Genomic DNA, 25,355 nt, shown 5'->3' with positions numbered 1-25,355 from the left:
CTCTCCTTCCCGATGGTCGGCAAGCGGCGATCCGCACCGATGCGGCCAGCCTGAGCGCGACTATGACGGTGCGGGGGTGGGATTTGGCGTCGCGGCCCGTTGAACAAGGAACCGATACGGGCTATGTGGAGAAACGAGTGGCGTGGTTCGGTCCCCATCCGACATCCCAGGCCCCCGCAAGCCAAAGCCCCCCGGTAGACACGCCGACCTCAGGGAGTTCAAAAACGATGGCGCAAGACGGATACACCCGCTTCGACGACGAACCCGAGCAGGAGCCGGACGAGAAGTCGAAGGAAAGCGCCCCGCCGCCGTTCGCTGCCGTGCAGTCGAACCTCTTCAAGGCGCGCACGGTGCTGATCTTCGGGCAGATCGACATGAAGCTGGCGCAGGCCGTCTCGGCCCAGCTGCTGGCTCTGGCCCACGAGAGCAACGACGACATCACGGTCGTGGTGAACTCCCCCGGCGGCCACGTCGAGGCGGGCGACACCATTCACGACATGATCCGCTTCGTGAAGCCGCGCGTGAAGATGCTGGGCACCGGCTGGGTCGCCAGCGCCGGCTGCCACATCTTCCTGGCCGCGAAGAAGGAAGACCGCTTCTGCCTGCCGAACACCCGCTTCCTGATCCACCAGCCGCTGGGCGGCACCGGTGGCCGGGCGACGGACATCGCCATCGAGGCGAAGGAAATCATCCGCATGCGTGAGCGGCTGAACCGCATCATCGCGCGCGAGACCGGCCAGCCGGTGGAGAAGGTGTCCAAGGACACCGACCGGAACTACTGGATGATGGCGGACGAAGCCCGCGAGTACGGCATCGTCAGCCACGTCATCGACACCTTCGACGAGCTGAAGTAAGCGGTCCTCCGGAACGCACAAAGCCCCTCTCCAGCGAGAGGGGCTTTTTTTATGGCCGCGGCCTGGTTTGAGCGATCAAGCCCGCCGAATCAGCCGTTTACACGACGATGTTCAGATTCTGTCCGCGCGTGGCCGTCACGTTGCCGCCGGATGACGACCCATCCGAACCGCCCTGAAGCAATGTGGCGATCGCCTGATCCTGCTGTTGCGCGGTCTGGTTCAGCGTCTTCACGCCGAAGTCCATCTGTCCCTGCGCCTGCCGCAAGCCGACCGCGGCACCCAGGGTGGAGGAGGAAATGTCGAGAGCCATCGGAGGATGCCTTCAAAGGAAACAGACGGCCGACGCCGTACGGTCCGCGCCGCGTCGGTCAGATGACCACGTTGACGGAACCGGCCCCCGCCGAGGGGGCGGCCACCGCATGGGTCGTCATCGGTGTCGAGGCTACCACCGGCGACGTGTGCGCGGAAGTCCCCTGTGACGGGGTGGAGCGGCCCCCGCCGGCCCCGGACTGGCCCGAGGCCCAGCGGTGCACGGGGGAACCGTTGGCGGAGGTCCCGCTCTGGCCGGCGCCGTTCGGCTGGTCCTGCCCGTCCGAGCCGCCAACCAGAAGCTCAAGCGACGCCTTGCCGCTCTTCCTGTCCTTCTGCGCCTCACGGTACTGCCGCAGAGCCGCCTCGGTCGGTATCTGGTCGAGGGTCACCCCGTCTTCCGGGCTGCGGAACAGCAGCACCAGCCGCGACGCGTCGGCATCGTAGCGGTATGCGGTCTTCGTGTAGCGTCCGGAGAGGGGTTCGGACTGCCCGGTCACGGGGTCCTTTGCGGACGGAGTCCCGGTGTCGGCCCCGGTTTCAACAGCCTCGCTGTTGCGGGCCGTCATGAAGGCCAACGGCCTTGCAGCCGTTGCGGTGGCGATGGCCACGTTCATGACATTACACCGATGTGTGGACAATCCAGATGATATATTGCAGCCGCACTCGTGCATTGTAAAGGGTTCGTTCACCTTTTTTCCGGCTAGTCCAAAGGACGAATTCCCACAGGCTGTTTGTGGCACCAAGGTTTCGCATTCCAGGACCATCAAGACCGCCTCCCACCCTTTCTCACAGCCGTGACACTTGCGGAGGGGCGGCAGGGTGCTTAAGCCTGTATGTATGGCTACGATCGCGGAAGCGCTGGCGCTCGCCCTGGAACACCATCTGGCCGGCCGGCTGGCCGAGGCCCAGCAGCTCTACCACCGCATCCTGGATGCGGACCCGGAGCAGCCGGACGCGCTGCATTTTCTGGGGGTCCTGGCCGGGCAGGTGGGGGAACAGGCGCTCGGACTGCAACTCATCGCCCGCGCCATCGCCCAGCGGCCCGAGGCGGCGGACATGCACGCCAACAGCGGCAACATCCGACGCTCCTCGGGACGACCAGAGGCGGCGGTGCAGGACTACCGGCGGGCCGTCGCTCTCCAGCCCGATTTCGCGGAAGCCTGGACCGACATGGCGAACGCCCTGCGCATCCTGGGCCACTCCCCTGGCGCCATCGCCGCCCTGGAGCGCGCCGTCGCCTCCGCCCCCACCCTCGCCATCGCGGTGGAACGCCTTGGAGCGCTCCGGCACGAGGAAGGCCGCCTGCTGGTGGAGCAGGGGCGGGGCACCGAATCCCTGCCGCCGCTGGCCCGCGCCGCGGAACTGCTGCCGCTGGACGCCGACGTGGCCTTTCTCTACGGCAACGCCCTGTTCGCGATGGGGTTGCGGGAGGACTCCACCCTCGCCTACCGCAACGCCCTGGCCATCACGCCGGATTTTCCGTCCGCCGCCTTCAATCTCGGGGTCGCGCTGGGGGGCGTGGACCGGCTTGAGGACTCCGCCCGCGCGCTGGAGTGGGCCGCCCGGCTGGACCCCCGCCATCTCGACGCCATCGACCGGCTCGTCATCGCCCTCGCCCTGCTCGGCCGGGAAGACGAGGCGGCGGTCTGGGGCGAGCGTGCGCTGGACCTCAAGGACCGCACGGCCATGGACACGGCCCCCGCCCTGCCCCCGCTGCCCGTCCGGCCACGCGGGGCCGAGGAGCGGCGGCGCAACGTCATCGCCTTCAGCCTGTGGGGCGGCCAGCCCGCCGGTGCTCACGACCCAGCGGAGCTTGTGAGGCAGACCGTGGCGCTGTATGCGGGGTGGACCTGCCGGGTTTATCACGACGGCACTCTTGCCGCCGACCGGTTAAGCGAACTAGCCGCGGCCGGGGCGGACCTCGTGGCGGTGGCCGTCGACGCGCCGACCGGCGGACCCTATTGGCGCCTGACCGCCGCCGACGACCCCACGGTGGCGCGCTTCCTCTGCCGAGACTGGGACGCGCTGCCGTCCGCCGATGGGAAGGCCGCCGTGGATGACTGGGTCGCCTCCGGCCTGCCCTTCCATGTCCTGCGCGACGGGGTGCTGCACACGGAGGTGATGTCGGGCGGCCATTGGGGCGGGATCGCGGGGCTTCTGCCCGACCTGCTGCCGCTGGCCGAGCGCCACGGCGCCGCCGAGGCGGACCGGGCGCAGGACCATCGCTTCCTGCGCCGCATCGTCTGGCCGATGATCCGCGACCGCGCCCTGATCCACGACCGGGCCCACCCCCGGCACGGCCTGCCCTTCCCCACGCCGTAAGCGGCTACAGAACCTGCTTCGGCAGGGACAGCAGCTCCTTGCGGATCTGGCCCATGCTGGGGCGGTTGTCCGGCCCGAAGGCGATGGGACGGCACAGATGCATCGCGGTCAACCCGACCCGCGCGGTCAGCAGCCCGTTGATCACCCCCTGCCCCATGCGGGTGGAGATGGCCGCGGCGATCGAGCCGCCCAGCGCCTCGACGGCGACGTGGTGGGCGCTTTCCGCCACCCCGGCGACAGCGAGGTTGGCAAGCATCCGCCGCAGCAGCCGCATCGACCCGACATAGCCGGGCCGCGCGCCGTAGAGCGCCGCGATCTCCCGCACCAGCTTCAGGTTCCGCCACAGCACCACCGCGAGGTCGACGACCGCCGCCGGGCTGAGCGCCGTCGCCACCGCCGTGTCGCGGGACGCCCGCAGGACGGTCTGGTAGGCGCGGCGGTCCAGCGGCCCCATCACCTCGCGGTCGAGCAGGCGCAGGATCTCCGCGTCATCGTGGGCGTCCGTCACATGGTCGCGCACCCGCTCCAGCGAGGGCGCCAGATCGGCCCGACCGTCATAGAGGCGGGTCAGCGACCCGGCGAAGCGCTCGGCGTGGCCCGGCTCCCCGGCGTTGGTCACGATCTCCGTGGACAGGCGTCCGGCCTCGCCGCGCAACTCCTCGATTTTGCGCAGGCGGCGCAGCGCGCGCAGTTCGCGCAGCAGCATCGCCAGCGCCGCCCCACCGGCCACCGTCACGGCGGCAGCCACCAGCACGCCCAGCGCGGCGCTGGTGGCGAAGGCGCGGTTGAACAGGTCCCAGGTGTCGAAGCCCAGCGCGATCAGCACCAGCGCGGCGACCGAGCCGGCCAGCCAGCGGCCGAGCCGGCTGCGCGGCCGGTCGTCCGCCAGCAGCGCGGGAAGGCGCTCCGCCGCTGAACCGGACAGGGGGCCGGCCAGGGGGCCGGCGATGATCGCCTCCTCCTCCGCCGCGGGGACGGCGGCGGCGCGGGTGGGGTCCAGCTCCATCGGCGGGACCCAGCGGCGGTCGCGCGTGTCCTCGCTCATTCCAGATAATCCCCCAGCAGGAACTGCATGGCCTGATCCAGCCGGATGTGCGGCAGGCCGCGCGCCTCGCGGGCGAGGTCGGCGGGCGGCTGGAAGGCCATGAAGTTGTAGGGCCGCTCCTGCCCCGGCGGAAAGTCGGCGTCCTCGGGGATCTCGCCGGGGAACAGCACGGTCGGGCGGTCGCGGCCGAGCGGCACGCCGCGAACGCAGCGCAGCTGCCGCCCCTCATGCTCGGTCACCACCGTCTCGGTGGATTTCAGGGCGGCGATGGCCATCGTTTCCACCTGCGCCCCTTCGAAGCGGATGCCGGCCCGCGCGTCGGATACCAGCCGGTCCAGCAGGTGGCGCAGGCTGTTGTGCTGGTGCGAAGCGACATGGTCGGCCTTGGTGGCGGCGAACAGCACGCGGTCGATCTTCCGGCCCAGCAGCCAGTCCAGCCAACTGCTGGACCCATGGCGGAAAGGCTCCAGGCTCAGCTCCAGGGCACGCTTCATGTCCGCCATGCCCGCCGGGCCGGAGTTCAGCGCGCCCAGCACGTCGATCAGGACGATCTGGCGGTCGAGCCGGGCGAAATGATCGGCGAAAAAGCGCCGGACGACGTTGGTCTTGTACGCCTCGTACCGATCCTCCATCAGCGCCCACAGGCTGCCACGCACGCGCGGCCTTTCGCCCGGCAGCGGGCAGAAGGTCAGCAGCGGCGCGTTCGCCATGTCACCCGGCTCGACGAAGCGTCCCGGCTGGATCAGGCTCAGCAGATTGTCGGAGCGGCGGCAGGCGTGCAGGTAGTCGGTGAACAGCGCCGCACCACGCCGCGCCTGCTCCTCCTCCGCCGGGGCCGCCGTGTCGATGGTGGCGAGCCAGCCGCGCCAGGAAACCGACAGCTCGTCGCGCGGCGCCCGCCCGGCCAGTTCCAGGGTCAGCGCGCTCCATTCCGCGAAGGATTGGTGGAGCAGCGGCAGGTCGAGCAGCCATTCGCCTGGATAGTCGACGATGTCCAGATTCAGCGTGGCGACCGGCTGCACCGTGCGCTTCAGCATCGCGTTGGGGCGGTAGCGCATGGACAGGCGGAGCTGGCTGATGCCGCGCGTTTCGGTCGGCCAGTGGGGCGCCGGGCCGGTCAGCTCGGCCAGCCGCTGCTCGACCTCGAAACGGGGGACCTGGGCGTCGGGCTGCGGGCGCAGGCGCGACGCCTGGAAGCGGCCGGAGGACACCACGTCGAGGAAGGGAAGCCGTCCGGCCTTCAGCAGATTGTCGACCAGCGAGGTGACGAACACGGTCTTGCCGGCCCGCCGCAGCCCGGTGACGCCGAGACGGACGTCCTGCTCCAGGATGCCGCCGGAAACGAGATCGCCGGCCCGCCCCAACAGGCGCGAGCCGGCGTCGTACAGGTCGTTGAAAATGGGCACGCGCACGGTCAGACGGTCCGTGTGGGGGAAAGGATCGCCCCTCTATATGGGGGACCGTCCGCCCACGCCTATACCCTGACCGGTGCTTTAGGACGCCCCGAAGTCGAGGTTCCAGGCCTCGTAGCGCTCCGGATCGTTCTCCCAATCCTCGCGCACCTTGACGAACAGCATCAGGTGGACGCGCTGCTCCAGCATCTCTTCCAGTTCGGTGCGGGCGGCCTGCCCCAACGCCTTGATGCGGGAGCCCTGCTTGCCGAGCACGATGGCCTTCTGGCTGTCGCGCTGGACATACACGACCTGGGAGATCTTGACCGACCCGTTCTCGAACTCCTCCCACTGCTCGGTCTCGACCGTCGCCGCGTAGGGGAGTTCCTGGTGAAGCTGCTGGAACAGCTTCTCGCGGGTGATCTCCGCCGCCAGGAGGCGCATCGGCATGTCGGAGATCTGGTCCTCCGGGTAATGCCAGGGGCCTTCCGGCATGCGGGCGGCCAGGAAGCCGCGCAGATGCTCCACCCCGTCGCCGGTCGAGGCGGACAGCATGAAGATGTCGGTGAAGATGCCTTCCTGGTTGAAGCTGTCGGCGAGGCCGAGCAGCTTCTCGCGCGGTACCAAGTCGATCTTGTTCAGGATCAGGATGGCCTTGCGCCCCTGCTCCTTCAGCCGGGCGATGATGCCCTGCGTGTCCTGGTCGATGCTGCGGCGCGACACGTCGAACAGCAGGCCGATCAGATCGGCGTCCTCCGCCCCCTGCCACGCCGCGGCCACCATGGCGCGGTCCAGCCGGCGCTTCGGCTTGAAGATGCCGGGCGTGTCCACGAAGATGATCTGGCTGTCGCCGGCGATGGTGATGCCGAGCACGCGCGTGCGGGTCGTCTGCACCTTGGAACTGACGATCGACACCTTGGAGCCGACCATCGCGTTCAGCAGGGTCGACTTGCCGGCGTTCGGCGCGCCGACCAGGGCGACGAATCCGCAGCGCGGGTTTTCGGGCACATAGGCAGCCTCTTCGGCGCCTTCTTCGGCACCAGTGTCGGCACCCTCGTCCACGCTCTCGCTCACGCCCTCGTCCTTATCGTCGAAATCGTCGTCTTCAAACTTGTCGCGGCCGTCAGTCATCGACCTGCACTCCCAATTGGCGCAGCAAGGCGCTGGCCGCTTTCCGTTCGGCGACCCGCTTGGACGGGCCGGTGGCCGTCACCGGCTCCATGCCCTTCAACCGGACTGCGATGCGGAACACCGGCTCGTGCGCCGGGCCGCTCTGCTCGATCAGTTCATAGGTGGGAAGGGGCCGCTTGTTGCCCTGCGCCCATTCCTGCAACGCCGTCTTGGAATCCAGCGGCGGCGGCTCCGCGCGGTCGATCTGCCCGGCCCAGGCCCCGCGGATGAAGTCCCGCGCCTTGTCCATGCCGCCGTCCAGATAGAGCGCCCCGATCACCGCCTCGCAGGCGTCGGCCAGGATGGTGTTGTTGCTGCGCCCACCGCCCTGCGCCTCCGACGGGGACAGGCGCAGGTAACGCCCCAGCTGCAGCGCGCCGGCGACACGGCTCAGCGCCTCCCGCCGGACCAGCGAGACGTGCCGCTTGGCGAGCGCGCCCTCGCGTTCGTTGGGGAAGCGCTCCAGCAGCCATTCCGCGATGACGAGGCCGAGCACCCGGTCGCCCAGGAACTCCAGCCGCTCGTAGGCGAGGCCGGGCCCCTGCTCGGGCCGCCCGCCGCGGTCGTTGCGCTCCAGCCCCATCAGGCTGGGATGGGTGACCGCGTCGGCCAGCCGTTGCGGGTCGGCAAAGCGATGGCCGATGGCCGCGGCCAGTTCCGCAAGGTCGGCGGAATCGGCGCTCACGTCCGCGTCGGACGCCATGGGGGTCCCCCGTTCTTCAGGGCTCACAATAATCGGTCTCCGCGCCCCGGTGCTGTGCGGGGCTCACTTCACGGCGTTGAACAGGCGGCTGAACCGCAGGTCCGCCGGCCAGCGCCACACCTCGAAGAAGCGCGTCCCGTCCTCCAGAGAGAAGAACAGAAATTCGGCGCGCCCGACCAGATTCTCCATCGGGACATACCCCACCTGCGACGGAACGCGGCTGTCCAGCGAGTTGTCGCGGTTGTCGCCCATCATGAACAGATGGTTCGCCGGCACCTTGAAGGCCGGGGTGTTGTCGAGCGGACCGTTGTCCGACTCTTCGATGATGCGGTGGCTGCGCCCGCCCGGCAGGGTCTCCACATACTGGGCGATGCGGACCTCGCGGCCCAGCGCGTCGCGCGACACATAGTCCTCGATCCGCTCGCGCTTCACCGGCTGGCCGTTGATGTGCAGCACGCCGCCGGTCACCTGGACGGTGTCGCCCGGCAGGCCGATGACGCGCTTGATGTAGTCGGTCTTGTTGTCGCGCGGCAGCTTGAACACGGCGACGTCGCCGCGCTCCGGCGCGTGGCCCAGGATGCGGCCCTCGAACAGCGGCAGACCGAAGCCGACCGTGTACTTGCTGTATCCGTAGGAGAACTTGGACACGAACAGGTAGTCGCCGATCAGCAGCGTCGGGATCATCGACCCGGACGGGATGTTGAAGGGCTCGAAGGCGAAGGTCCGCACGCCGAAGGCGATGATGACCGCATAGAAGACCGTCTTCACCGTCTCGGCAAAGCCGCCTGTCTCTTTGGATTTGCCGGTCAAGGCGGTCTCTCTGTTCATGGTCATGCGGAGGGTGCCGTGGAGGTGGTGATGGAGGTGTCGGCGGAAGCGTCGGCCGGTTCGGCGCTGATGATGACGAAGGCCTCGGCCATCGGGTACTCGTCGGTCAGCGTCACGTGGATGCGCGCTTGCATGCCCGGCGGGGTGATCGCCTGCAGCCGCTCCAGCGCTCCGCCGGTCAGGCGCATGGTCGGCTGGCCGGAGGGCAGATTCACCACCCCCATGTCGCGCCAGAACACGCCGTCGCGGAAACCGGTGCCCAGCGCCTTGGAACAGGCCTCCTTGGCGGCGAAGCGCTTGGCGTAGGTCGCGGCCCGCGCGCTGTGTTTGCCGGCGGCCCCGGCGCGGCGCTCCGACTTGGCGCGCTCCACGTCGGTGAAGATGCGGGCGATGAAGCGGTCCCCGAAACGGTCCAGCGACTGCTCGATCCGGCGGATGTCGATCAGGTCGTTCCCGATGCCGAGGATCATGAGACGCCTCCTGCCGCCGCTCGGGCGTCCTTCATGACGGCGCGCATGCGCTGGAGCGTGTTGCCCAGCCCGACGAAGATCGCCTCGCCGATCAGGAAATGGCCGATGTTCAGCTCCACGATGGTCGGGATGGCGGCGACCGCCCCCACCGTCTCGTAGCTCAGCCCATGGCCGGCGTGGCACTCCAGCCCGATGGCCTCGGCGTGGGCGGCCGCCCGGACGATGCGCTCAAGCTCCGCCGCGCGTTCCGCCCCGGCGGGCGCGTCGCAATAGGCGCCGGTGTGCAGTTCCACCACGGGCGCGCCCAACGCCTTCGCCGCATCGAGCTGCGCCTGCTCCGGGTCGATGAACAGCGAGACGCGGATGCCCGCGGCGCCGAGGTCACCGACGGTGCGCTTGAGGTTGTCCATCTGCCCGGCGACGTCCAGCCCGCCTTCGGTGGTGACCTCGGTGCGCTTCTCCGGGACGAGGCAGCAGGCGTGCGGTTTGTGGCGCAGCGCGATGGCCAACATCTCGTCGGTCGCCGCCATCTCCAGATTCAGCGGCAACCGGATCTCCGCCATCAGCCGCTCGATGTCGGAATCGATGATGTGGCGGCGGTCTTCGCGCAGATGGGCGGTGATGCCGTCGGCCCCAGCCTCGGCAGCGAGCTTCGCGGCGCGCACGGGATCGGGATGACGCCCGCCCCGCGCGTTGCGGACGGTCGCCACATGGTCGATGTTCACGCCGAGGCGCAGAGGGCGGGGCATAGGCTCGAAACTCCGGTGTCGCGCCGGTCCCGCATCCTGCATCCGGCGGGCACCGGTTCTCCCTGCTATATAGCGGTGGCGTGGCGTCGCGTCACGCCGTCATTCGACGACGTGATGCGCGGCGATCCGCGCGGCGAGCGCCTTCAGCTCCTCGATGGGCGGGTCGTGGCGCGGCCAGACCAGATCGGCGCCATCGTTCTCATAGCGCGGCACCACATGCACGTGGATGTGCGGCACGGTCTGCCAACCCGCCGGCTTGTTCGTCTGGAGAAGCGTGATCCCCTCCGGCGAAAAGGCCGACTGGACGGCGCGGGCGACCTTGTGGACGGTGCGGAACAGGGCGGCCGCCTCGTCCTCCGTCACGTCCAGGATGGTCGGGGCCGGGCGCTTCAGCGCCACCAGCACATGGCCGGGGTTGACCTGCCCGGCGTCCATGAAGGCGAAGGTTTCCGCATCCTCGTACACCACGGCGCAGGGCAGCTCCCCGGCGATCAGGCGGCTGAAGATGGTGGGGCTGGACATGCTTCCCTTGCCTCCGATAGACGCGACCGGGTGGGTGCCTTCACCGCCCCCGCGCCCGCTCCACCGCGTTGATGGCGGGGGTGGCGCGCAGGGCCGCCATGATGTTGGTCAGATGCTTGGCATCCTTCACGTCGATGTCGATCAGCAGCTCGAAGAAATCGGTGTTGCGGCTGGTGATCTTCAGGTTCGTGATGTTGCCGCCGTTCTTGCCGATGACCGTGGACAGCGTGCCGAGCGAGCCCGGCTCGTTATTGACGACCAGCGAGATGCGCCCGACATGCTCCTCGGGGCTGTCCGGCCCGATGTCCCAGGCGACGTCGATCCAGCGTTCCGGCAACTCGTGGAAGCTCTCCAGCGTCTCGCAGTCGATGGTGTGGATGGTCACGCCCTTGCCGGTGGTCACGATGCCGACGATGCGGTCGCCCGGCAGCGGGTGGCAGCAGCGGGCGTAATGGACCGCCATGCCGGGGATCAGGCCGCGGATCGGCAGCGGCGCGTTGTGGCCCTTCACCTTCGGCTTGGGCTTCGGCACCGTGATGGCGTTCTTGTCGTCGCCTTCCTTCGGCGTCGCCACATGCGGCTTGTGGCCGGGGAAGACGGCGTGGAAGACCTCGCGGCCCGAATGCAGGCCCGACCCGACGCTGGCCAGCAGATCGTCGGCGCTCGGCTGCTGGAAGATCTTGATGACGCCTTCCAGCGCCTTTTCCGAGAACTCGTAGCCTTCCGACTTGAACTGGCGCTGCAGGATGGCGCGGCCCAGCTCGATGTACTGGGTGCGCTGCTGGGTGCGCAGGAACTTGCGGATGCGCGCCCGCGCCTTGCCGGTGACGACGAAGCGCTCCCAGCCCGGAACCGGGGTCTGGGCCTTGGACGTGATGATGTCGACCTGATCGCCGTTCTGCAGCTGTGTGCGCAGCGGCAGCATCCGACCGTTGATCTTGGCGCCGACGCAGTGGTCGCCGACCTCCGAGTGGACCGCGTAGGCGAAGTCCACCGGGGTCGCCCCGCGCGGCAGCGCGATCAGGTCGCCCTTCGGCGTGAAGCAGAAAACCTGGTCCTGGAACAGCTCCAGTTTGGTGTGCTCCAGGAACTCCTCGGGCTTCTGGGCGTGCTCCAGGATATCCAGAAGCTCGCGCAGCCAGCGGTACTCGCGCCCCTGCTGGGTGCGCGGCTCGCCCTGCTTGTAGGCCCAGTGGGCGGCGACGCCGAGTTCGCAGATCTCGTGCATGTCGCTGGTGCGGATCTGCACCTCGATGCGGTTGCGCTCCGGACCGATCACCCCGGTGTGGAGCGAGCGGTAGCCGTTGGGCTTGGGCGTCGAGATGTAGTCCTTGAAGCGCCCCGGAACGACCGGGTAGTGGGCGTGGATGACGCCCAGCGCCTGATAGCATTCCGGCACCGTGTCCACCATGATCCGGAAGGCCATGATGTCCGACAGCTGCTCGAAGCTGACGTTCTTGCGCTGCAGCTTGCGCCAGATCGAATAGGCGGTCTTCTCGCGCCCGGTGACCCCGGCGTTGGGCAGCCCCTCCTCCGCCAGCGTGCCGCGGAGTTCCTGGATGATCCGCTGGACGCGGTTCTCGCCCTCGGTGCGCAGGCGGGAGAGCTGGGCGAGGATGCTGTCGCGGGCGTCCGGATTCAGCTCCGCGAAGGAGAGATCCTCCAGCTCGTCCTTGACCTGATGCATGCCGATGCGCTCGGCAAGCGGCGCGTAGATCTCGATCGTTTCGCGGGCGATGCGCTTGCGCTTGTCCGGGTTCTTCAGATGGAACAGCGTGCGCATGTTGTGCAGGCGGTCGGCCAGCTTGACCAGGAGGACGCGGATGTCCTCCGACATGGCCAGCACCAGCTTGCGGAAATTCTCGGCCTGCTTGGCCTGCTCGCTGTGCAGCTCCAGGCGCGACAGCTTGGTCACGCCGTCGACCAGACGGGCGATCTCCTTGCCGAAGTGCTTTTCGATGTCCTCCAGCGTGGCGACCGTGTCTTCGACCGTGTCGTGCAGCAGCGCCGTCGCGATGGTCCCGGCGTCCAGCTTGAGCTGGGTGAGGATGCCGGCGACCTCCAGCGGGTGGAGGAAATAGGGATCGCCCGAGGCGCGGGTCTGGGAGCCGTGCGCCTTCATGGAGAAGACGTAGGCGCGGTTGAGCAACTCCTCGTCCGCCGAGGGGTCGTACGCCTTGACGCGTTCGACAAGCTCATATTGCCGGATCATGCCACCCGACCCGGCGCAGCGTGCGCCATGAAGTTTCGCAAATGTCTTGGTTCTTGGACGGAAAGGGGGGCCACCGCCCCCCAAGGCCGGTCGCTATCGGTCAGCGTCAGAGATCCCCGTCCGCATCACGACCGACGACATCGTCCTCGGTCTCGCCGAAGGCCGCCGCCGGGTCGCTCTCCATGTCGGACAGCAGGTCGTCGCCTTCGCCGACCTCCTCAGCCTCGCTCATCCCGTCCTCGTCCTCCAGCGACGTGTCGCCGCGGGCGGCCCAGTCGTGCTCGCCGGCCATCAGCTCGACGATTTCCTCTTCGGGCTCGTCCGGCTCGACATGCTTCTGGTGGCCCTTGATCAGGGCGTTCTTCAGATGCTCCAGCATCACCGTCTCATCGGCGATCTCACGCAGGGCAACGACGGGGTTCTTGTCGTTGTCGCGGTCGATCGACAGCGGGGCGCCGGACGCGATCTCACGCGCACGCTGGGCCGCCATCATGACCAGCTCAAACCGGTTCGGAACCTTGAGGACGCAATCTTCGACGGTAACGCGGGCCATACCAAACCAACTCCGGGATCTGCGAAGGCAACCGAATATATTGATGCGTTCGCGCCTGCGCAAGCGCTTCGAGCCTTGTCGGGTCCGCCCGCCGTACCTCGCCCGCGGCACCCGCGCGCCCGCGCGCCCCCTTGCTCGCACGTAGACGAACCCCTACGTTACTTATCTGGTGGTTCGCAATTTCGCGTATGCCTGACATATAATTCAATCCATCGTAGAAGGATTACGGAATTGGATCGCAATACGACTTTGCCGAAGGATGTTACGAAGCTCTTTTACAAAGAAGAGCGTCTGGCGATGTTCATCGACGGCGCCAATTTGTACGCGGCTGCCCGGTCCCTGGGCTTCGATATCGACTACAAGCGCCTGCGCGACGGCTTCGCATCTGAGGGACGGCTGGTCCGCGCCTTCTATTACACCGCGCTGGTGGAGGATCAGGAATACTCGCCGATCCGTCCGCTGGTGGATTGGCTGGACTACAACGGCTACACCATGGTGACCAAGCCGACCAAGGAATTCACCGACGCCTCGGGACGGCGCAAGATCAAGGGCAACATGGACATCGAGCTGGCCATCGACGTCATGGAGATGGCCGAGCGGGTGGACCACATCCTGCTGTTCTCCGGCGACGGCGATTTCCGCCGGCTCGTCGAGGCGGTGCAGCGCAAGGGCGTGCGGGTCAGCGTCATCAGCACCGTGCGCTCCCAGCCGCCGATGGTCGCCGACGAACTGCGCCGTCAGGCCGACAACTTCATCGAGCTTCAGGATCTCGCCCCGAGCATCGCCCGCGTCCACCATCACCGCGAGCCGATGGGCAATCCGGGCGCTCCGGGCGTGCCGGACATGCCCAGCCAGGGCGGCCCCTACGCCAACTTCTGAGCGGTGCCGCTCACCGCGGGGGGCGCTGTCCGATCAGCGCCCCGCGACGGTGGCTTTCAGGGCGCCGGCCGGAAGTTGGAACATCATCAGATAGGTCCGCTGGAGCGGGCTGCGGTTGTCGTCGGAAACGATGTAGACGAGCAGGTCGCCGTCCGCACCGGGCCGCACCGCCAGCCCTTCGAAATTGTCGGTCGGCAGCGGCGGCTCCAGGCGCGCCAGTTCCACCCCGTCCATCGTCGCGCCGCCGCGCAGCGAGTCCGCCGGCACATGGACGAGGCGCGCCGCCCAACCGCCCAGCAGCGACACCCGCCGCTCCAGCACCAGCACCCCGCCGTCCGGCAGTGGCGCCGCAGACGTGGGACGGAAGCGCGGCGCCGCGCGGTAGGTCAGCGGCTGCCAGTCGCCGCGCGCCTTCGGATCGGCGGGAGCGATCCAGGCGTGGCGTTCACGGACACCATCATCGTCGCCCTCCTCGATGGCCAGGATGCGGCCGTCCGACAGCGCGGCCAACGCTTCGACTCCGCCGTTCGTGGGGGCGTTCTCCAGACCGGGCGGCACCGGAAGCTTCCGCGGGGTTCCCTCGGGCCGGTCGGCGCCATCGTAACGGAGGATGCGGTGATTGCGCTCGAACGGCACCAGCCAGCCGCCGTCTGGCAGGCGGATGAGGTCTTCCGAGTCGTTGAGCCGGCTGCGGTAGTCCGGGCTCTTATCGAGGATCAGGGGACGGACATCGTAGTGTCCGGCGCCCGCCAGACGCCCCTGGGCGTCGTAGGACAGCCGCCCCGTGACGCTCTTGCCGTTGTCGGAAACGGCAACGAAACGGTCGCCCGAGTCGCTGACCCACAGGCCGGACAAGCCGCCCACGCCCGCCCCATCGGGCAGACGGAGGGCGCCACGAAATCGAAGGGCGCCGACTTCCGCAAGATCCGGACGGTCCGGGTCGAGCGCAATCGGAACGGAGGACTCGGCCGATCGCCCGTTTCCGGCCACCGCGGCGCAGCCGCCGGCCACGGCCAGCAGGGCGCAAAAGGGAATCGCAAGGGTTCTCAAACGCATGGCGGCACTCATGCCACGATGGGCCGGCCGGGGAAACGCATTTTCCGGCTTGCCCCGCCTGCCCGCGATTCCGACCGTTCGTCCGCCGGGCTCATAAGCCCTGCCTCTCCGTCCGAACGTGGGCGAACGAATTGGATATGCTCAGAGGGTTACTTCCTCAGAACCAATTCGGGAGTGGGTTCAAGCGCATAAATTGTTCTGTACCTAAGTAAAACACTGCCCAGCCTCAGCCGAGAATTGCGTGATGTCCAATCCCCTCCGGTCCCAGCCGGTCGCCCTGCCTGCTGATCGCCCCGCCACCGGTTCGGGAGCGCCGGAGGACCCAATCGCGGAACGCATCCGCGAGTTGGAGGCCGAACTGCGCGAGCTTCAGCACCGAGCCAAGAACAGCCTTCAGCTGGTCATCAGCCTGCTGAAGCTTCAGACGGGCCGCATCCGCGACCCGGACGCCCGAGCCGCCTACGAGCAGACGCTGGTGCGCATCGAAGCGCTGGCCATCCTCTATCGCCAGCTTCACGAGTCGGGCACCGGCACCCATGTGAATCTGGGCCGCTACATCGAATCGCTTGCCGACGCGGTGAAGCACGGAACGCCCGGCGGCCTTGCCAACGTGCCCATCGAGGTCAAGAGCGATCCTATCCAGATCGGCCTGTACGAAGCCATGCCGCTGGGCCTGATCACCGCGGAGCTGATCACCAACAGCCTGCATCACGCCTTTCCGGAGCAAGGCTGGATCCGCGTGTCGGTGACGCAGGAGAACAACGGGCGGGCCCGCCTGATCGTTGAGGACAACGGGCGCGCCCTGCCCGCCGGCTTCGACACGACGGCCGAAGATGGGCTGATGCTGGCTGAAGCGCTGGCCGCCCAGCTCGGCGACACGCTGAACACGGAAAGCGACGCCGCCGGCACCACCGCCAGCGTGTCCTTCCCTGTGTGACGACTCAGGCCGGCGCCCCGTGGCACTCGTGCGGGGCGTTCTCGGGGCCGTGGTCGTGATGCTCGTGAGGATGCTCGGGCGGCGGGGCCGTCCTGACGGTCCCTGCGAACCAATCCCGAATCGCCTGCACCGGATCGGTCTCCAGCGTGGTCACCGGCTCGATGCCGCGGCGCTTCATATGGTTGATGAAGCCCTCGCCGGACGAGCCGGTGATGACCACCCGTACCGCGTCGATGGGGTGCGGGCGCCCATCCCCGGCAAGGTGAAGGACCTCGTCCTCGGCCAGCTCGATCCGATTGATCTCGACGGGCTCGCCGCCCGCCTCGGCCTCGAAGACCAGAAAGCGGCGGGTGCGGCCGCCATGGGTGGCGATGCTGCGGTAATCCTGCGTGCCGACGGCGAACTTCATCCCACTTCCCCCATAAAGCCCAGCGGCCTTACCGTGGCACGGCGCAGCGCCACGCACACTGAGGGAGGTCAATGCGCGTCAGAGGATTTCCGTTTCGTCGGAGCGGATGACATCCGTCCATTTGCGCTCCAGACGGCGCAGCGTGCGGTAGGTGACCTCGAAGTCCTGGCTGTCGCCGTCGGTGCGGATCAGACCATCGGAGTGGACCGAGGCCATGTGCCGCAGCCGCTCGCACAGCTCCAGCCCCCTGGCCGACAGCTTCAGCCGGGCGGCGCGCTTGTCGCGCGGCGAGGCGGAGCGGTCGACATAGCCGCTGTCCACCAGCTGCTTCAGGTTGTAGGAGGCGTTGGAGCCGAGGTAATAGCCGCGCTCGATCAGATCGCGCACGCTGATCTCTCCGTTGGAGATGTTCAGCAGCATCATCACTTGCACCGGGCTGATGTCGTCGATGCCGATGCGCGACAGCTCGATTCGCAGAACGTCGAGGAACCGGCGGTGCATCCGTTCGATGATCCGCGCCACCTCATGGTACATCTGGGTGGCGGACGCCTTGCGCTCAGCGTCGTTGCGCTCGGCGTCTTCGGTCGGCTGGGGCTGAACGAGCGTCGTCATGGGCCTCGGTTCTGCGTGGGGATCGGGGAATATGGCCTGCCTTGCCCAACGCACCGTAGGGACCTAACTGTTTAATTTATATTAACTGTGATGGCGGCATGAAGGCGCACCGGACCTTTCCCAAAGGTTGGCACACCTTCCGCCAAGGACTGGATAAGGTCAGATCCAGCTGTCGTCTCCGCCGTCATCGAACGAGGAATCGTCGGTCTGATAGTCGACATTCTGGAGGTTGTTGTCCTCCGGCGGGAAGCCCTGGTCCGCACCCCCCTGGTTCGTGCCCTGGTCCGCGGAGTCGCCGTAGTAATTGTTGATGATCGTCTCGCCATGGCTGGCCGTCTGGCCCGCCGCCGCTGCGGCCTCGCCAAACGGACCCGGAGAATGGCTGAGCATCGAGGAGATGGCGCTGGCGGCCAGCATGCCGCCGGCCACGCCCGCCGCCGTCTGGGCGGCACCGCTCAGGAACCCGCCGCCGCGCGGCGCGTAGCCCTGCGGGCCGAATCCGGGCTGCGGCGCGTAACCGGGCTGGGGCGGATAGGCGGGCTGGCCATAACCGGGTTGCCCGCCGGCTTGCGGAGCGGCCCCCCACGGGCTGCGCGACGGCGCCCCGGGTGGCTGCATCGGGTTGTAGGCCGGCCCCTGGGGAGACTGGGGCGACGGAGCGGGCGGCTCCGCCGAACGGTTGCCGCCGCCGGCCCACGGGCTGCGCCCCAGCCCGAGCGCGTTGGACAGGAAGCTGCCGCCGGACGGCTGGGCCTGGGTCTGCTGGGCGCGGGACTGCGCCTCCTTCACCTGCCGCTCCAGATCCTCGATGCGCTGCTGGGCGGCGGTCAGCGCCTGCTGCTGGACCAGGACCGACTGCGCCATGTAGTAGGCGGCGGCGGGCTGGCCCTGGATCATCTGCTGGATGAAGCGTTCCGCCTCCGGATCGCGGGGCTGGTTCTCCACCTCGCGCAGGTGCGTGAACAGATCGGAAAGGAGGGTGCGTTCCTCGGGCGTCATGATCGTCTCCTGTGCGCGCTCCGTGCGGGCGCGCCATTGATGTGGCGCACCGCACCCCCGGTGCGCAAGGGTTCCGGCCCCTGCGGAGAACGCTACCCGGCCTTGCGCTCCGCCGCCTCCACGGAGGGCTCCGACACCAGGGCGGCGCGGACGGCGTCGTCCACCCGCTCCAGCCAGACGAAGCTCAGCCGCTCGCGCACCGCCGCCGGAATGTCGTCGAAGTCCTTGCGGTTGCGCGCGGGCAGCATGACCGTCTTCAGCCCGGCGCGCTGGGCGGCCACCACCTTCTCGCGGATGCCGCCGACCGGCAGCACCAAACCGCGCAGGCTGATCTCCCCGGTCATCGCCGTGTCGGAGCGGATGCAGCGCCCGGACAGCAGCGACACCAGGGCCGTGAAGATCGCCACGCCGGCGGACGGCCCGTCCTTCGGGATGGCTCCCGCCGGGACGTGGATGTGGATGTCGAAACGGTCCAGCCCCTCCGGGTCGAGGCCGAGGTCCTTCACCCGCGACTTGACGAGGCTGAGGGCGGCCTGGGCGCTCTCCTTCATCACCTCGCCCAGCTGGCCGGTCAGGATCAGCCGGCCCGAGCCGGAAAAGCGGCTGGCCTCGATGAACAGGATGTCGCCGCCGACCGGCGTCCAGGCGAGGCCGGTCGCCACGCCGGGCACGCTGGTGCGCATCGCCACGTCGTTCTCGAAGCGCGGCGGCCCGAGGATCGCCGTCAGGTCCGCCGGCTCGACCCGCATCCGCTCGACCTCGCCCTCGGCGATGCGGACGGCGGCAAAGCGCCCGACCGCGCCGATCAGCCGCTCCAGTTGGCGGTTCCCGGCCTCCCGCGTGTGGTCCCGGATGATCGCCCGCAGCGTGTCGTCGGGGATCTCCAGCTGCTCCGCCGTCAACCCGTTGGCGGTGAGCTGGCGGGCCAGCAGGTAGCGCTTGGCGATCTCCAGCTTCTCGTCCTCGGTGTAGCCGGACAGCTCGATCACCTCCATGCGGTCGCGCAGCGGGCCGGGGATGGTGTCCAGCATGTTGGCGGTGGCGATGAACATCACCTTCGACAGGTCGAAAGGCACGCCCAGGTAATGGTCGCGGAAGGTGGCGTTCTGCTCCGGGTCCAGCACCTCCAGCAGGGCGGCCGAGGGGTCGCCGTGGAACCCCTGCCCCAGCTTGTCCATCTCGTCCAGCATCAGCACGCAGTCGCGCGTACCAGCCTTGCGGATGGCCTGGACGATGTTGCCGGGAAGCGCGCCGACATAGGTGCGGCGATGGCCGCGGATCTCGCTCTCGTCATGGACGCCGCCCAGCGAGACGCGGGCGAAGGCCCGCCCGGTCGCCCGCGCGATGCTCTGGCCGAGCGAGGTCTTGCCCACCCCCGGCGGGCCGACGAAGCACAGGATCGGGCTGCGCCCCTCCGGGTTCAGCTTGCGCACCGCCAGGAATTCCAGAATGCGGCGCTTGACCTTCTCCAGCCCGTAATGGTCCTCGTCGAGGATGCGGCGCGCCTCGGCGATGTCGATGCGGGATTCCGACCGGCGGTCCCACGGCATCTCGATCAGCCAGTCCAGGTAGCTGCGCACCATCGAATATTCCGCCGCCGCCTCCGGCATGCGCTCCAGGCGGCGCAGTTCCTTCTCGGCGTGCTCGCGGACGTCCGGCGGCATGCCGGCCTTGGCGATGGCGTCCTGAAGCTCGCCGATCTCGGCCTGACGCCCCTCGTCGGCCTCGCCCAGCTCCTTCTGGATGGCGCGGAGCTGCTCGCGCAGCAGGTATTCACGCTGCCGCTCGTCCATCGCCTCGCGGGTGCGCTCGCGGAGGTCGCGCGACAGCCGCAGTACCTCGATCCGCCGGGCGAGCAGGCCGCCGACCTTGTCGAGCCGCTCCGGCAGGTCGATGGTCTCCAGCACCTCCTGCTTCTCGGCGGGCTTCAGGTCCATGTAGCTGGCGGTCATGTCGGCCAGCTCACCGGGACTTTCGAGCGCCTGGACGGCGGCCAGAAGCTCCTGCGGGGCCTGGGGCAGCAGTTGCAGCGCCTCCACCGCCTCGTTGCGCAGGTTCAGGAAGCGGGCCATGACCTCCGGCGTGGCGGTGTCGCTCTCCTCGATCATTTCCACGCGGGCGGCCATGAAAGGATGGCCCGGCACCCATTCGACGATGCGGAAGCGCTGCTGCCCCTGGCACACCAGATGGTGCGAGCCGTCGGGCGTGGTGACGTAGCGCAGAATGCTGGCGGTCGTGCCGACGCGATGCATGTCGGCTCCGGTCGGGTCCTCCACCGCCTCGTCGCGCTGGAGCAGGATGCCGACCGGCCGCTCGGTGCGGGCCGCCTCCTGCGCCGCGGCGACCGAGCGCGCCCGCCCCACCGTCACCGGCAGCACCACCCCCGGAAACTGCACAAGGTTCCGGACCGGGATGACCGGGATCACATCCTCCGGCAGCCCGGAGGCGGACGGCGAGACGGGCGGCGTCTGGGGAGTCGGCGTCGCTTCGGCAGCGTGCTCATCAGTCATTCGAACGTCCTTCATCCCATCTTGTCGAGCGTCAGCACGAGGCAGCCCGCCGACAGCTCGCGCCGTCCCATGCGGAAGGCCCCGGCGGGCAGCTCGATCCGCCGCTCGAAGCGGCCGTGGGGAATCTCGAGGCGGTGGATGATCCCGTCGCAGCCCAGCGGCAGGGTCCGCTCCCCGGCAACCACCAGAACGCCGTCCTCGACGGCGACGTGAAGCTGCTCCGCGCCGACGCCGGGAAGGGCGACGACGATGGTCACCGCGTCCTCCGTCTCGTAGACGTCAATGGGCGGGGTCCAGCAGGCGCGGCGCGGGCCGGGCGGGGCCGGGCGGAAGAACTGGCGGTGCAGCCGCTCGGCACGGTCCAGCAGCTCGACGGCCTCCGACCACATGAAGGAAGCGGGATCACGGCGGGGCGGCATGGCGTCTCCTTGGGATGGCAGGTGTGATGGACGTCAGATGCCGGCGCCCGAATCCGCGGAGGCTCGGGCGAGGTCGCGCGGTTCGGGACCCTGCTCCTTCGCCCGCTCGTCCTCCTTCTGGAGTTCACGGCGGGCGCGCTCCCAATGCTCGGCGCGGCGGCCTTCGGGGCGCCCCTCCTGCTCCCAGATCTCGTAGGCACGGTGGCGGATGCGGTGTTCGTCCATCGCGGCGTTCCCCTCCTTCCCGCCCCGGCCGCAGGCATGGCCTGTCCGGCCGCAAGAACCGGGGCTCCTTCGTCCCTTCAGCAACGGCAGGGAGTCGCAGGCGTTCCGCCGACCATGCGGACATCAGACGGAAGAAAGGTCGAATGGCCCCTTTCGGGATCGGGGCTTTAGAGCCGGTCCGGCCCGTCCGTGGGATCGGGGCGGCCCGCCGCCTCGTCGTGGCCGCTGCGGTTACTAAGGAAAACCAGGGCCATCAGCCCAATGGCGACGGCGCTGGTCAGCACGGCGCCGCCGACCAGGGCGAGCAGGCCCGGCAGGCTGAGGCCGAACAGGTCGAAGCCCGTCGCCGCCCAGGCGGCAAACAGCGCCGCCAGAACGATGACGGGACAGGCGATCAGGAAGACGCGGAGCCAGGACATGCACGCTCTCCAGCCGGTGCCGGGAAGCCTCTACATGGCCGCCCGGCACGGCGGAGGAAAGCCCGCCGCTCCTTTCCGTCAACCGGACGGCGTCAGTGGGACAGCAGCAGCGGCATCGGGCAGGTGCGCAGGACATGGCGCGTCCCGCCGCCGCGGTGCAGGAAGGGGAAGCCGTAATGGCCGTGCGCGCCCATCACCAGCAGATCGGCCCCGGAATCGATGCTGCGGGCGAGAAGCGCGTCCATGGCGCCGATGTCGGTCACCGTGAAATGCGTCTGGTCGGCCGTCACGCCGTGCAGCGCCAGATGGTCGAGCAGGCCGATGCGCTGCGGCTCCGTCCCGGCCGGCGGGGCGGCCTGTGTCAGAACGGTGATGACGGTGACCTCGTCGGCGGCCTGGAGGAAAGGCATGGCGTCGGACAGGGCACGGGCGGCCTCGCGCTCGGCGTTCCAGGCGACGGCGACGCGCTTGCCGATCACCGGGAAGGTCCCCGCGAAGGGCAGCACCAGCACCGGGCGGCCCGAATTCAGCACCACTTGCTCGTTCAGCTCCTCCGGCGCCACGCCGTCGGCGGGGGCGCTGCGGTCGAACTGGCCGAGCACCGTCAGGTCGGCGAAGCGCGACCAGATGATGACCTCGCGGATGACGTGGTTGTGCTCGCCGTGGGTCAGGCCGTGCCACTGGCCCTGCAGGCCCGACGCCTGGAGCTTGTCGCGGAACATCGCCTCGCTGCGGGCGGCGGCCTGTTCCAGATGGTCGCTGGAGCGGCGGGCGATGACGCTGGTGGCGCTGCGGTCCGGCTGGGCGAACAGGCCGCGCAGGAAGGCGCCGCTGGTCTTCGCCAGCGCGATGGCCGCGTCGAGGCGGGTTTCCACCTGCGGGCCGGAATCGAGATGCACGAGGATGTGCTTGTAGGCCATGAAACTCCTCCCTTTGCTTTTGTCCGGGCCGTTGTTCTTGTTCGGGCGGGCGTGCCCGGGGGCGACGCACCGGCACCGATTGTTCCTCTTGCGGCGCCGCAACGCCAGCAGGAAAAAGCCTTCCGGAAGGATGGAATAGGCGTTTCCTCAGAAGCTCATCCGCAAGCGGGCGGTGAAGGCGTGGTTGTGCCCGTCCGCCCCCGACAGTTCGCCGCGGTAACCCACCGTGGCGCTGACCGCCTGCCAGAGCTGGGCCGACAGGCCGGCGCCGATCACCAGGGAGTCGCGGCCGTCGCCGCTCGGGCTCACGCTGTTGGCGGCCCCGCCGGGCAGGCGGACGGTGACAGTGCGCGCGTCCTCGGCGAACTGGTGCTCCCAGGCGATGCCCAGGCTGGGCTGAAGCACCGTCCGCCCGATCTCCACGATGGTGGAGGCTTCGGCCCCGACGCTGCTCTCCAGCGATTCGGCGCTCTGCCGCTCGACGCCGAGCGACAGCAGCCCGGCGCCGCTCTCCTGATAGCCGTCGATGCGCGTGTGGATGTAGCGCAGGCCCAGCCGCGGCCCCAGCGCCACCGGCCCGAGCTGCGCCGTGTAGCCCCCGGCGACCGACAGGGCGTAGGTCCGCCCGTCCGTGTCCGCCGAGGCGTTGGGGAACGGCGCGAAGCCGGTGGTCCGGTCGATGTCGCCGTAGCGGTCGAAGGAAACGCTGCCCGCCACGGCCAGCAGGAAGCCCCGCGCCTCGGTCACCGCGTGCAGGCCGATGATGGTGCTGGTCATGTCCAGCGTGCCCGCCCCCTCGTCCAGCTTGGCGCGCCCGCGCGACCCGCCGACCGACAGCCCGACGCGCGAGGCCGGCCCGACCGGCAATTCGGCGCCGACGCCGCCCGACTGGGTGTTGAAGCGGAAGCCCTGGCGCTCCGGTGTGCCGGCGAGACGGCCCCAGGCGGCGTCGCCGATCAGGAAGGCCCTCAGCTCGCCATTGCCGAGCGGCGCCTCCACCCGCGTCGCGGCGGGGCCGGCGATGGAGCCGAGCAGCGCGCGGTGCCAGCTCCGCGTCGCTTCGAAGGCCAGCTCCGGCTGCATCGCCACCGTCTCCGCCGCGTCGTTCAGCGCGAGCAGGGCGCCCTGCATGTACTGCGCGATCAGCAGATGGGCGGCGCGGGTCGGGTGGATCTCGTCCCAATAGACGGTCTGGTCGGCCTGCGCCTCGGTCCCGCAGGCGCCGGTCGGCGCGTTGTTCGACAGGCAGGGCGTCACGGTGTTGGTGAAGCCGTAGGCGGTCGGGTTGGCCGCCACCGCGCGGTACAGCGCGTTGACGTCGGCCACCACGACGGTGACTCCCAGCCGCTTCTCCACGTCGGCCATCGCCTGCGACAGCAGCGTGTTGTGGGAGGCGGTGACGGCGTTCAGCAGGGCGGCGCGGTCGGAATTGCGGGTGTCCGGGATCGTGCCGAGGTCCGGCAGGTTCGGCACCAGGAAGGTCTTCCCGCCAACCGCCGCCAGACGCTCCACCGTGGTGACGATGTTGCCGACCGTCTGGGTGACGAGGCCCGACGGGTCCGACCCGGCAGTCACGCGGTTGAAATAGTCGTTGCCGCCCGCCCACACCGCGAACAGCCCGCCGCCGGTGCCGCTCGGTCGGCTGAGCAGGAATTGTCCAACCTGCCCCTGGATGCCGGGAACGCCTGTCTGCGACAGGGTCCCAGTCTCGGCACCGCCATAGGCGAAGTTGGTCTTCTGGTCGGGCTGGCTGCCGATCAGCGGGGCCAGCCGCTCGACCCAGACAGGGCCGTTGGAAAAGCGCCCGTCATAATAGGGCGGGCTCTGCGGAATGCCGCCGCGCGTCAGCTCATAGACCCGGCCGGTGTCGGACAGACTGTCGCCGAAGACGAACACCCGATCGAACGGCACCGCACCGGCGGGCGCCGATGCCAGCAACGCAGCTCCCGCCGCCATACGAATTGCCTTACCCGTCACCGCCTCACCTCCCCCGCTGGACAGCCGGAAAACAGGGGTGGTGCGTCAAAGCGGGGGGCGGTACCGCCATTGCGTCGGGAAGAGAAGCCGCTTGGGCGGGTTCATCAGACCATGGGGGACCCGAGCATGGGTCCATCCATGGAGGAGGCAGGACCTCACCACTCGGCGGGCGGCGCCCACCGACACTCCGGTGCCGGCGCCGCCCGCCCTTTTCTCAGCTCAGCGGTTTCCCCAGGGAAGCATGCGGCTCAGCGTCCCGTCCTTCAGCACATACTGGTGGACCAGGGCCGCCACCGCGTGCAGGCCGGCCAGTACGATGATGGCGGTGCCGAGAAGCTCATGCAGCTTCTCCAGGATGTCGCCAAAGGCATGGTTTTCCCCAACCAGCGTCGGCAGGGTGAACAGGCCGAAAAAGGTAACGGGATGGCCATGGGCCTGGGTCATCGTCACGCCGGCCAGCGGCACGGCAATCATCAGGGCATAGAGCGCCAGATGCCCGGCCTTGGCCGCCAGCAGAAGCAGCGGCGCGGTGTCGGCGGGCATCGGCGGCGGCGGGCTGACGGCGCGCCAGACCATGCGCAGCGCCACCAGCGCCAGCACGAGGACGCCGAGCGAGCGATGGAGGTCCATCAGGGTGGTCCGCTCCGGCCCGCGGGGCACCAGCCCGCGCCCCTGCGCGATGGCGAAGGCCACCAGGATCAGCAGGGCGACGCTCCAGTGCAGGAACAGCATCACCCCGTCGTAGCGGGTCTTGACGGGGCGGGTCTTGACGGGGCGGGTCTTGACGGGGCGGGTCTTGACGGGGCGGGTCTTGACGGGCGGCCGGGCGGCGGCCTCGGAGTAAGCGTTGGACATCGGTAGT

27 protein-coding genes are annotated in these 25,355 nt (G+C 69.0%); 4 read left to right on the top strand and 23 right to left on the bottom strand.

The genetic code is table 11. The features are described 5' to 3' along the window. Positions 1-227 precede the first annotated feature (227 nt). Positions 228-854, top strand: a complete 627-nt coding sequence (locus tag ACWPN7_RS04770; protein WP_014198751.1) for an ATP-dependent Clp protease proteolytic subunit — start codon at positions 228-230, stop codon at positions 852-854. Between the two features lie 97 nt (positions 855-951). Here the strand turns inward: ACWPN7_RS04770 and ACWPN7_RS04765 are convergent, their stop codons facing one another. Together ACWPN7_RS04765 and ACWPN7_RS04760 are read right to left on the bottom strand one after the other, a co-directional pair. Then, on the bottom strand, positions 952-1,164 hold the full coding sequence (locus tag ACWPN7_RS04765; protein WP_040134149.1) for a hypothetical protein: 213 nt from the start codon (positions 1,162-1,164) through the stop codon (positions 952-954). 58 nt (positions 1,165-1,222) lie between these two features. After that, the gene (locus ACWPN7_RS04760; RefSeq protein ID WP_459196755.1) at positions 1,223-1,732 is read right to left on the bottom strand and encodes a hypothetical protein; all 510 of its coding nucleotides are present in this window, start codon (positions 1,730-1,732) and stop codon (positions 1,223-1,225) included. Between the two features lie 271 nt (positions 1,733-2,003). On the opposite strand from ACWPN7_RS04760, the gene ACWPN7_RS04755 reads away from it, so the two are divergent. Then, the gene (locus ACWPN7_RS04755; protein WP_459196754.1) at positions 2,004-3,488 is read left to right on the top strand and encodes a tetratricopeptide repeat protein; all 1,485 of its coding nucleotides are present in this window, start codon (positions 2,004-2,006) and stop codon (positions 3,486-3,488) included. Positions 3,489-3,492: 4 nt separating this feature from the next. Here ACWPN7_RS04755 and ACWPN7_RS04750 read toward each other — a convergent pair whose 3' ends face one another. From ACWPN7_RS04750 to rpoZ, 10 genes are all read right to left on the bottom strand, one after another. After that, positions 3,493-4,533, bottom strand: a complete 1,041-nt coding sequence (locus ACWPN7_RS04750) for a YcjF family protein (protein WP_040134151.1) — start codon at positions 4,531-4,533, stop codon at positions 3,493-3,495. Continuing rightward, entirely contained in the window at positions 4,530-5,945 is a 1,416-nt protein-coding gene (locus ACWPN7_RS04745) for a YcjX family GTP-binding protein (RefSeq protein WP_103039151.1), read from the bottom strand. Before ACWPN7_RS04745 ends, ACWPN7_RS04750 begins: the two co-directional genes overlap by 4 nt. An 81-nt stretch (positions 5,946-6,026) precedes the next feature. Next, positions 6,027-7,055, bottom strand: coding sequence for a GTPase Era (gene era / locus ACWPN7_RS04740; protein ID WP_459196753.1), 1,029 nt, complete (start codon positions 7,053-7,055; stop codon positions 6,027-6,029). Then, positions 7,048-7,797, bottom strand: a complete 750-nt coding sequence (rnc, locus tag ACWPN7_RS04735; RefSeq protein WP_014198742.1) for a ribonuclease III — start codon at positions 7,795-7,797, stop codon at positions 7,048-7,050. The genes era and rnc overlap by 8 nt, the downstream gene beginning before the upstream one ends. A gap of 63 nt (positions 7,798-7,860) precedes the next feature. Further along, a complete protein-coding gene (gene lepB, locus ACWPN7_RS04730; protein ID WP_014198741.1) occupies positions 7,861-8,631 on the bottom strand; it encodes a signal peptidase I in 771 nt (256 codons plus the stop codon). Next, positions 8,628-9,095, bottom strand: coding sequence for a holo-ACP synthase (gene acpS / locus ACWPN7_RS04725; protein WP_014198739.1), 468 nt, complete (start codon positions 9,093-9,095; stop codon positions 8,628-8,630). Before acpS ends, lepB begins: the two co-directional genes overlap by 4 nt. After that, entirely contained in the window at positions 9,092-9,844 is a 753-nt protein-coding gene (locus ACWPN7_RS04720; protein WP_459196752.1) for a pyridoxine 5'-phosphate synthase, read from the bottom strand. Before ACWPN7_RS04720 ends, acpS begins: the two co-directional genes overlap by 4 nt. A gap of 99 nt (positions 9,845-9,943) precedes the next feature. Further along, positions 9,944-10,366, bottom strand: a complete 423-nt coding sequence (locus ACWPN7_RS04715; RefSeq protein WP_459196751.1) for an HIT family protein — start codon at positions 10,364-10,366, stop codon at positions 9,944-9,946. A gap of 40 nt (positions 10,367-10,406) precedes the next feature. After that, positions 10,407-12,578: a RelA/SpoT family protein gene (locus ACWPN7_RS04710; RefSeq protein ID WP_492273143.1), complete on the bottom strand. Its 2,172-nt coding sequence runs from the start codon at positions 12,576-12,578 to the stop codon at positions 10,407-10,409. A gap of 106 nt (positions 12,579-12,684) precedes the next feature. Then, the gene (gene rpoZ, locus ACWPN7_RS04705) at positions 12,685-13,131 is read right to left on the bottom strand and encodes a DNA-directed RNA polymerase subunit omega (protein ID WP_035679203.1); all 447 of its coding nucleotides are present in this window, start codon (positions 13,129-13,131) and stop codon (positions 12,685-12,687) included. Between the two features lie 297 nt (positions 13,132-13,428). On the opposite strand from rpoZ, the gene ACWPN7_RS04700 reads away from it, so the two are divergent. Then, complete coding sequence (locus ACWPN7_RS04700) at positions 13,429-14,010, top strand: LabA-like NYN domain-containing protein (protein WP_040134157.1); 582 nt, start codon at positions 13,429-13,431, stop codon at positions 14,008-14,010. A gap of 33 nt (positions 14,011-14,043) precedes the next feature. Here the strand turns inward: ACWPN7_RS04700 and ACWPN7_RS04695 are convergent, their stop codons facing one another. Beyond that, positions 14,044-15,066, bottom strand: a complete 1,023-nt coding sequence (locus tag ACWPN7_RS04695; RefSeq protein ID WP_040135438.1) for an esterase-like activity of phytase family protein — start codon at positions 15,064-15,066, stop codon at positions 14,044-14,046. 244 nt (positions 15,067-15,310) lie between these two features. On the opposite strand from ACWPN7_RS04695, the gene ACWPN7_RS04690 reads away from it, so the two are divergent. Then, a complete protein-coding gene (locus ACWPN7_RS04690) occupies positions 15,311-16,003 on the top strand; it encodes a sensor histidine kinase (protein ID WP_103039154.1) in 693 nt (230 codons plus the stop codon). Positions 16,004-16,007: 4 nt separating this feature from the next. Here ACWPN7_RS04690 and ACWPN7_RS04685 read toward each other — a convergent pair whose 3' ends face one another. From ACWPN7_RS04685 to ACWPN7_RS04640, 10 genes are all read right to left on the bottom strand, one after another. After that, positions 16,008-16,412, bottom strand: coding sequence for a NifB/NifX family molybdenum-iron cluster-binding protein (locus ACWPN7_RS04685; RefSeq protein WP_149650351.1), 405 nt, complete (start codon positions 16,410-16,412; stop codon positions 16,008-16,010). A gap of 78 nt (positions 16,413-16,490) precedes the next feature. Next, a complete protein-coding gene (locus ACWPN7_RS04680) occupies positions 16,491-17,024 on the bottom strand; it encodes a MarR family transcriptional regulator (protein ID WP_040134160.1) in 534 nt (177 codons plus the stop codon). A gap of 159 nt (positions 17,025-17,183) precedes the next feature. Then, positions 17,184-18,023 (bottom strand): DUF2076 domain-containing protein, encoded by an 840-nt coding sequence (locus tag ACWPN7_RS04675; RefSeq protein WP_459196750.1) that lies wholly within the window; start codon positions 18,021-18,023, stop codon positions 17,184-17,186. A gap of 92 nt (positions 18,024-18,115) precedes the next feature. Then, positions 18,116-20,533, bottom strand: coding sequence for an endopeptidase La (lon, locus tag ACWPN7_RS04670; protein WP_247874636.1), 2,418 nt, complete (start codon positions 20,531-20,533; stop codon positions 18,116-18,118). 11 nt (positions 20,534-20,544) lie between these two features. After that, entirely contained in the window at positions 20,545-20,952 is a 408-nt protein-coding gene (locus tag ACWPN7_RS04665) for an Hsp20/alpha crystallin family protein (protein ID WP_014198726.1), read from the bottom strand. A gap of 33 nt (positions 20,953-20,985) precedes the next feature. Continuing rightward, complete coding sequence (locus ACWPN7_RS04660) at positions 20,986-21,177, bottom strand: DUF2934 domain-containing protein (RefSeq protein ID WP_040134163.1); 192 nt, start codon at positions 21,175-21,177, stop codon at positions 20,986-20,988. Positions 21,178-21,344: 167 nt separating this feature from the next. Next, the gene (locus ACWPN7_RS04655) at positions 21,345-21,596 is read right to left on the bottom strand and encodes a hypothetical protein (protein ID WP_014198724.1); all 252 of its coding nucleotides are present in this window, start codon (positions 21,594-21,596) and stop codon (positions 21,345-21,347) included. A 92-nt stretch (positions 21,597-21,688) separates the two neighbouring features. Beyond that, positions 21,689-22,516: a universal stress protein gene (locus ACWPN7_RS04650; RefSeq protein WP_459196749.1), complete on the bottom strand. Its 828-nt coding sequence runs from the start codon at positions 22,514-22,516 to the stop codon at positions 21,689-21,691. Positions 22,517-22,663: 147 nt separating this feature from the next. Continuing rightward, the gene (locus ACWPN7_RS04645; protein ID WP_459196748.1) at positions 22,664-24,454 is read right to left on the bottom strand and encodes an autotransporter domain-containing protein; all 1,791 of its coding nucleotides are present in this window, start codon (positions 24,452-24,454) and stop codon (positions 22,664-22,666) included. Positions 24,455-24,712: 258 nt separating this feature from the next. Further along, the gene (locus ACWPN7_RS04640; protein ID WP_492273142.1) at positions 24,713-25,348 is read right to left on the bottom strand and encodes a cytochrome b; all 636 of its coding nucleotides are present in this window, start codon (positions 25,346-25,348) and stop codon (positions 24,713-24,715) included. Between the last annotated feature and the right edge of the window lie 7 nt (positions 25,349-25,355).

This window comes from Azospirillum sp. UENF 312511, assembly GCF_058780635.1.
Note: the sequence above shows the minus strand (reverse complement) of the source record. Positions and strands in the feature narration are given on the sequence as shown.

What these genes read in the sequence shown, in the direction of transcription:
- ACWPN7_RS04770 (WP_014198751.1), top strand. Translation starts at nt 228, where the DNA reads ATGGCGCAAGACGGATACACCCGCTTCGACGACGAACCCGAGCAGGAG.
- ACWPN7_RS04765 (WP_040134149.1), bottom strand. Translation starts at nt 1,164, where the DNA reads ATGGCTCTCGACATTTCCTCCTCCACCCTGGGTGCCGCGGTCGGCTTG.
- ACWPN7_RS04760 (WP_459196755.1), bottom strand. Translation starts at nt 1,732, where the DNA reads ATGACGGCCCGCAACAGCGAGGCTGTTGAAACCGGGGCCGACACCGGG.
- ACWPN7_RS04755 (WP_459196754.1), top strand. Translation starts at nt 2,004, where the DNA reads ATGGCTACGATCGCGGAAGCGCTGGCGCTCGCCCTGGAACACCATCTG.
- ACWPN7_RS04750 (WP_040134151.1), bottom strand. Translation starts at nt 4,533, where the DNA reads ATGAGCGAGGACACGCGCGACCGCCGCTGGGTCCCGCCGATGGAGCTG.
- era (WP_459196753.1), bottom strand. Translation starts at nt 7,055, where the DNA reads ATGACTGACGGCCGCGACAAGTTTGAAGACGACGATTTCGACGATAAG.
- rnc (WP_014198742.1), bottom strand. Translation starts at nt 7,797, where the DNA reads ATGGCGTCCGACGCGGACGTGAGCGCCGATTCCGCCGACCTTGCGGAA.
- lepB (WP_014198741.1), bottom strand. Translation starts at nt 8,631, where the DNA reads ATGACCATGAACAGAGAGACCGCCTTGACCGGCAAATCCAAAGAGACA.
- acpS (WP_014198739.1), bottom strand. Translation starts at nt 9,095, where the DNA reads ATGATCCTCGGCATCGGGAACGACCTGATCGACATCCGCCGGATCGAG.
- ACWPN7_RS04720 (WP_459196752.1), bottom strand. Translation starts at nt 9,844, where the DNA reads ATGCCCCGCCCTCTGCGCCTCGGCGTGAACATCGACCATGTGGCGACC.
- ACWPN7_RS04715 (WP_459196751.1), bottom strand. Translation starts at nt 10,366, where the DNA reads ATGTCCAGCCCCACCATCTTCAGCCGCCTGATCGCCGGGGAGCTGCCC.
- ACWPN7_RS04710 (WP_492273143.1), bottom strand. Translation starts at nt 12,578, where the DNA reads ATGATCCGGCAATATGAGCTTGTCGAACGCGTCAAGGCGTACGACCCC.
- rpoZ (WP_035679203.1), bottom strand. Translation starts at nt 13,131, where the DNA reads ATGGCCCGCGTTACCGTCGAAGATTGCGTCCTCAAGGTTCCGAACCGG.
- ACWPN7_RS04700 (WP_040134157.1), top strand. Translation starts at nt 13,429, where the DNA reads ATGTTCATCGACGGCGCCAATTTGTACGCGGCTGCCCGGTCCCTGGGC.
- ACWPN7_RS04695 (WP_040135438.1), bottom strand. Translation starts at nt 15,066, where the DNA reads ATGCGTTTGAGAACCCTTGCGATTCCCTTTTGCGCCCTGCTGGCCGTG.
- ACWPN7_RS04690 (WP_103039154.1), top strand. Translation starts at nt 15,311, where the DNA reads ATGTCCAATCCCCTCCGGTCCCAGCCGGTCGCCCTGCCTGCTGATCGC.
- ACWPN7_RS04685 (WP_149650351.1), bottom strand. Translation starts at nt 16,412, where the DNA reads ATGAAGTTCGCCGTCGGCACGCAGGATTACCGCAGCATCGCCACCCAT.
- ACWPN7_RS04680 (WP_040134160.1), bottom strand. Translation starts at nt 17,024, where the DNA reads ATGACGACGCTCGTTCAGCCCCAGCCGACCGAAGACGCCGAGCGCAAC.
- ACWPN7_RS04675 (WP_459196750.1), bottom strand. Translation starts at nt 18,023, where the DNA reads ATGACGCCCGAGGAACGCACCCTCCTTTCCGATCTGTTCACGCACCTG.
- lon (WP_247874636.1), bottom strand. Translation starts at nt 20,533, where the DNA reads ATGACTGATGAGCACGCTGCCGAAGCGACGCCGACTCCCCAGACGCCG.
- ACWPN7_RS04665 (WP_014198726.1), bottom strand. Translation starts at nt 20,952, where the DNA reads ATGCCGCCCCGCCGTGATCCCGCTTCCTTCATGTGGTCGGAGGCCGTC.
- ACWPN7_RS04660 (WP_040134163.1), bottom strand. Translation starts at nt 21,177, where the DNA reads ATGGACGAACACCGCATCCGCCACCGTGCCTACGAGATCTGGGAGCAG.
- ACWPN7_RS04655 (WP_014198724.1), bottom strand. Translation starts at nt 21,596, where the DNA reads ATGTCCTGGCTCCGCGTCTTCCTGATCGCCTGTCCCGTCATCGTTCTG.
- ACWPN7_RS04650 (WP_459196749.1), bottom strand. Translation starts at nt 22,516, where the DNA reads ATGGCCTACAAGCACATCCTCGTGCATCTCGATTCCGGCCCGCAGGTG.
- ACWPN7_RS04640 (WP_492273142.1), bottom strand. Translation starts at nt 25,348, where the DNA reads ATGTCCAACGCTTACTCCGAGGCCGCCGCCCGGCCGCCCGTCAAGACC.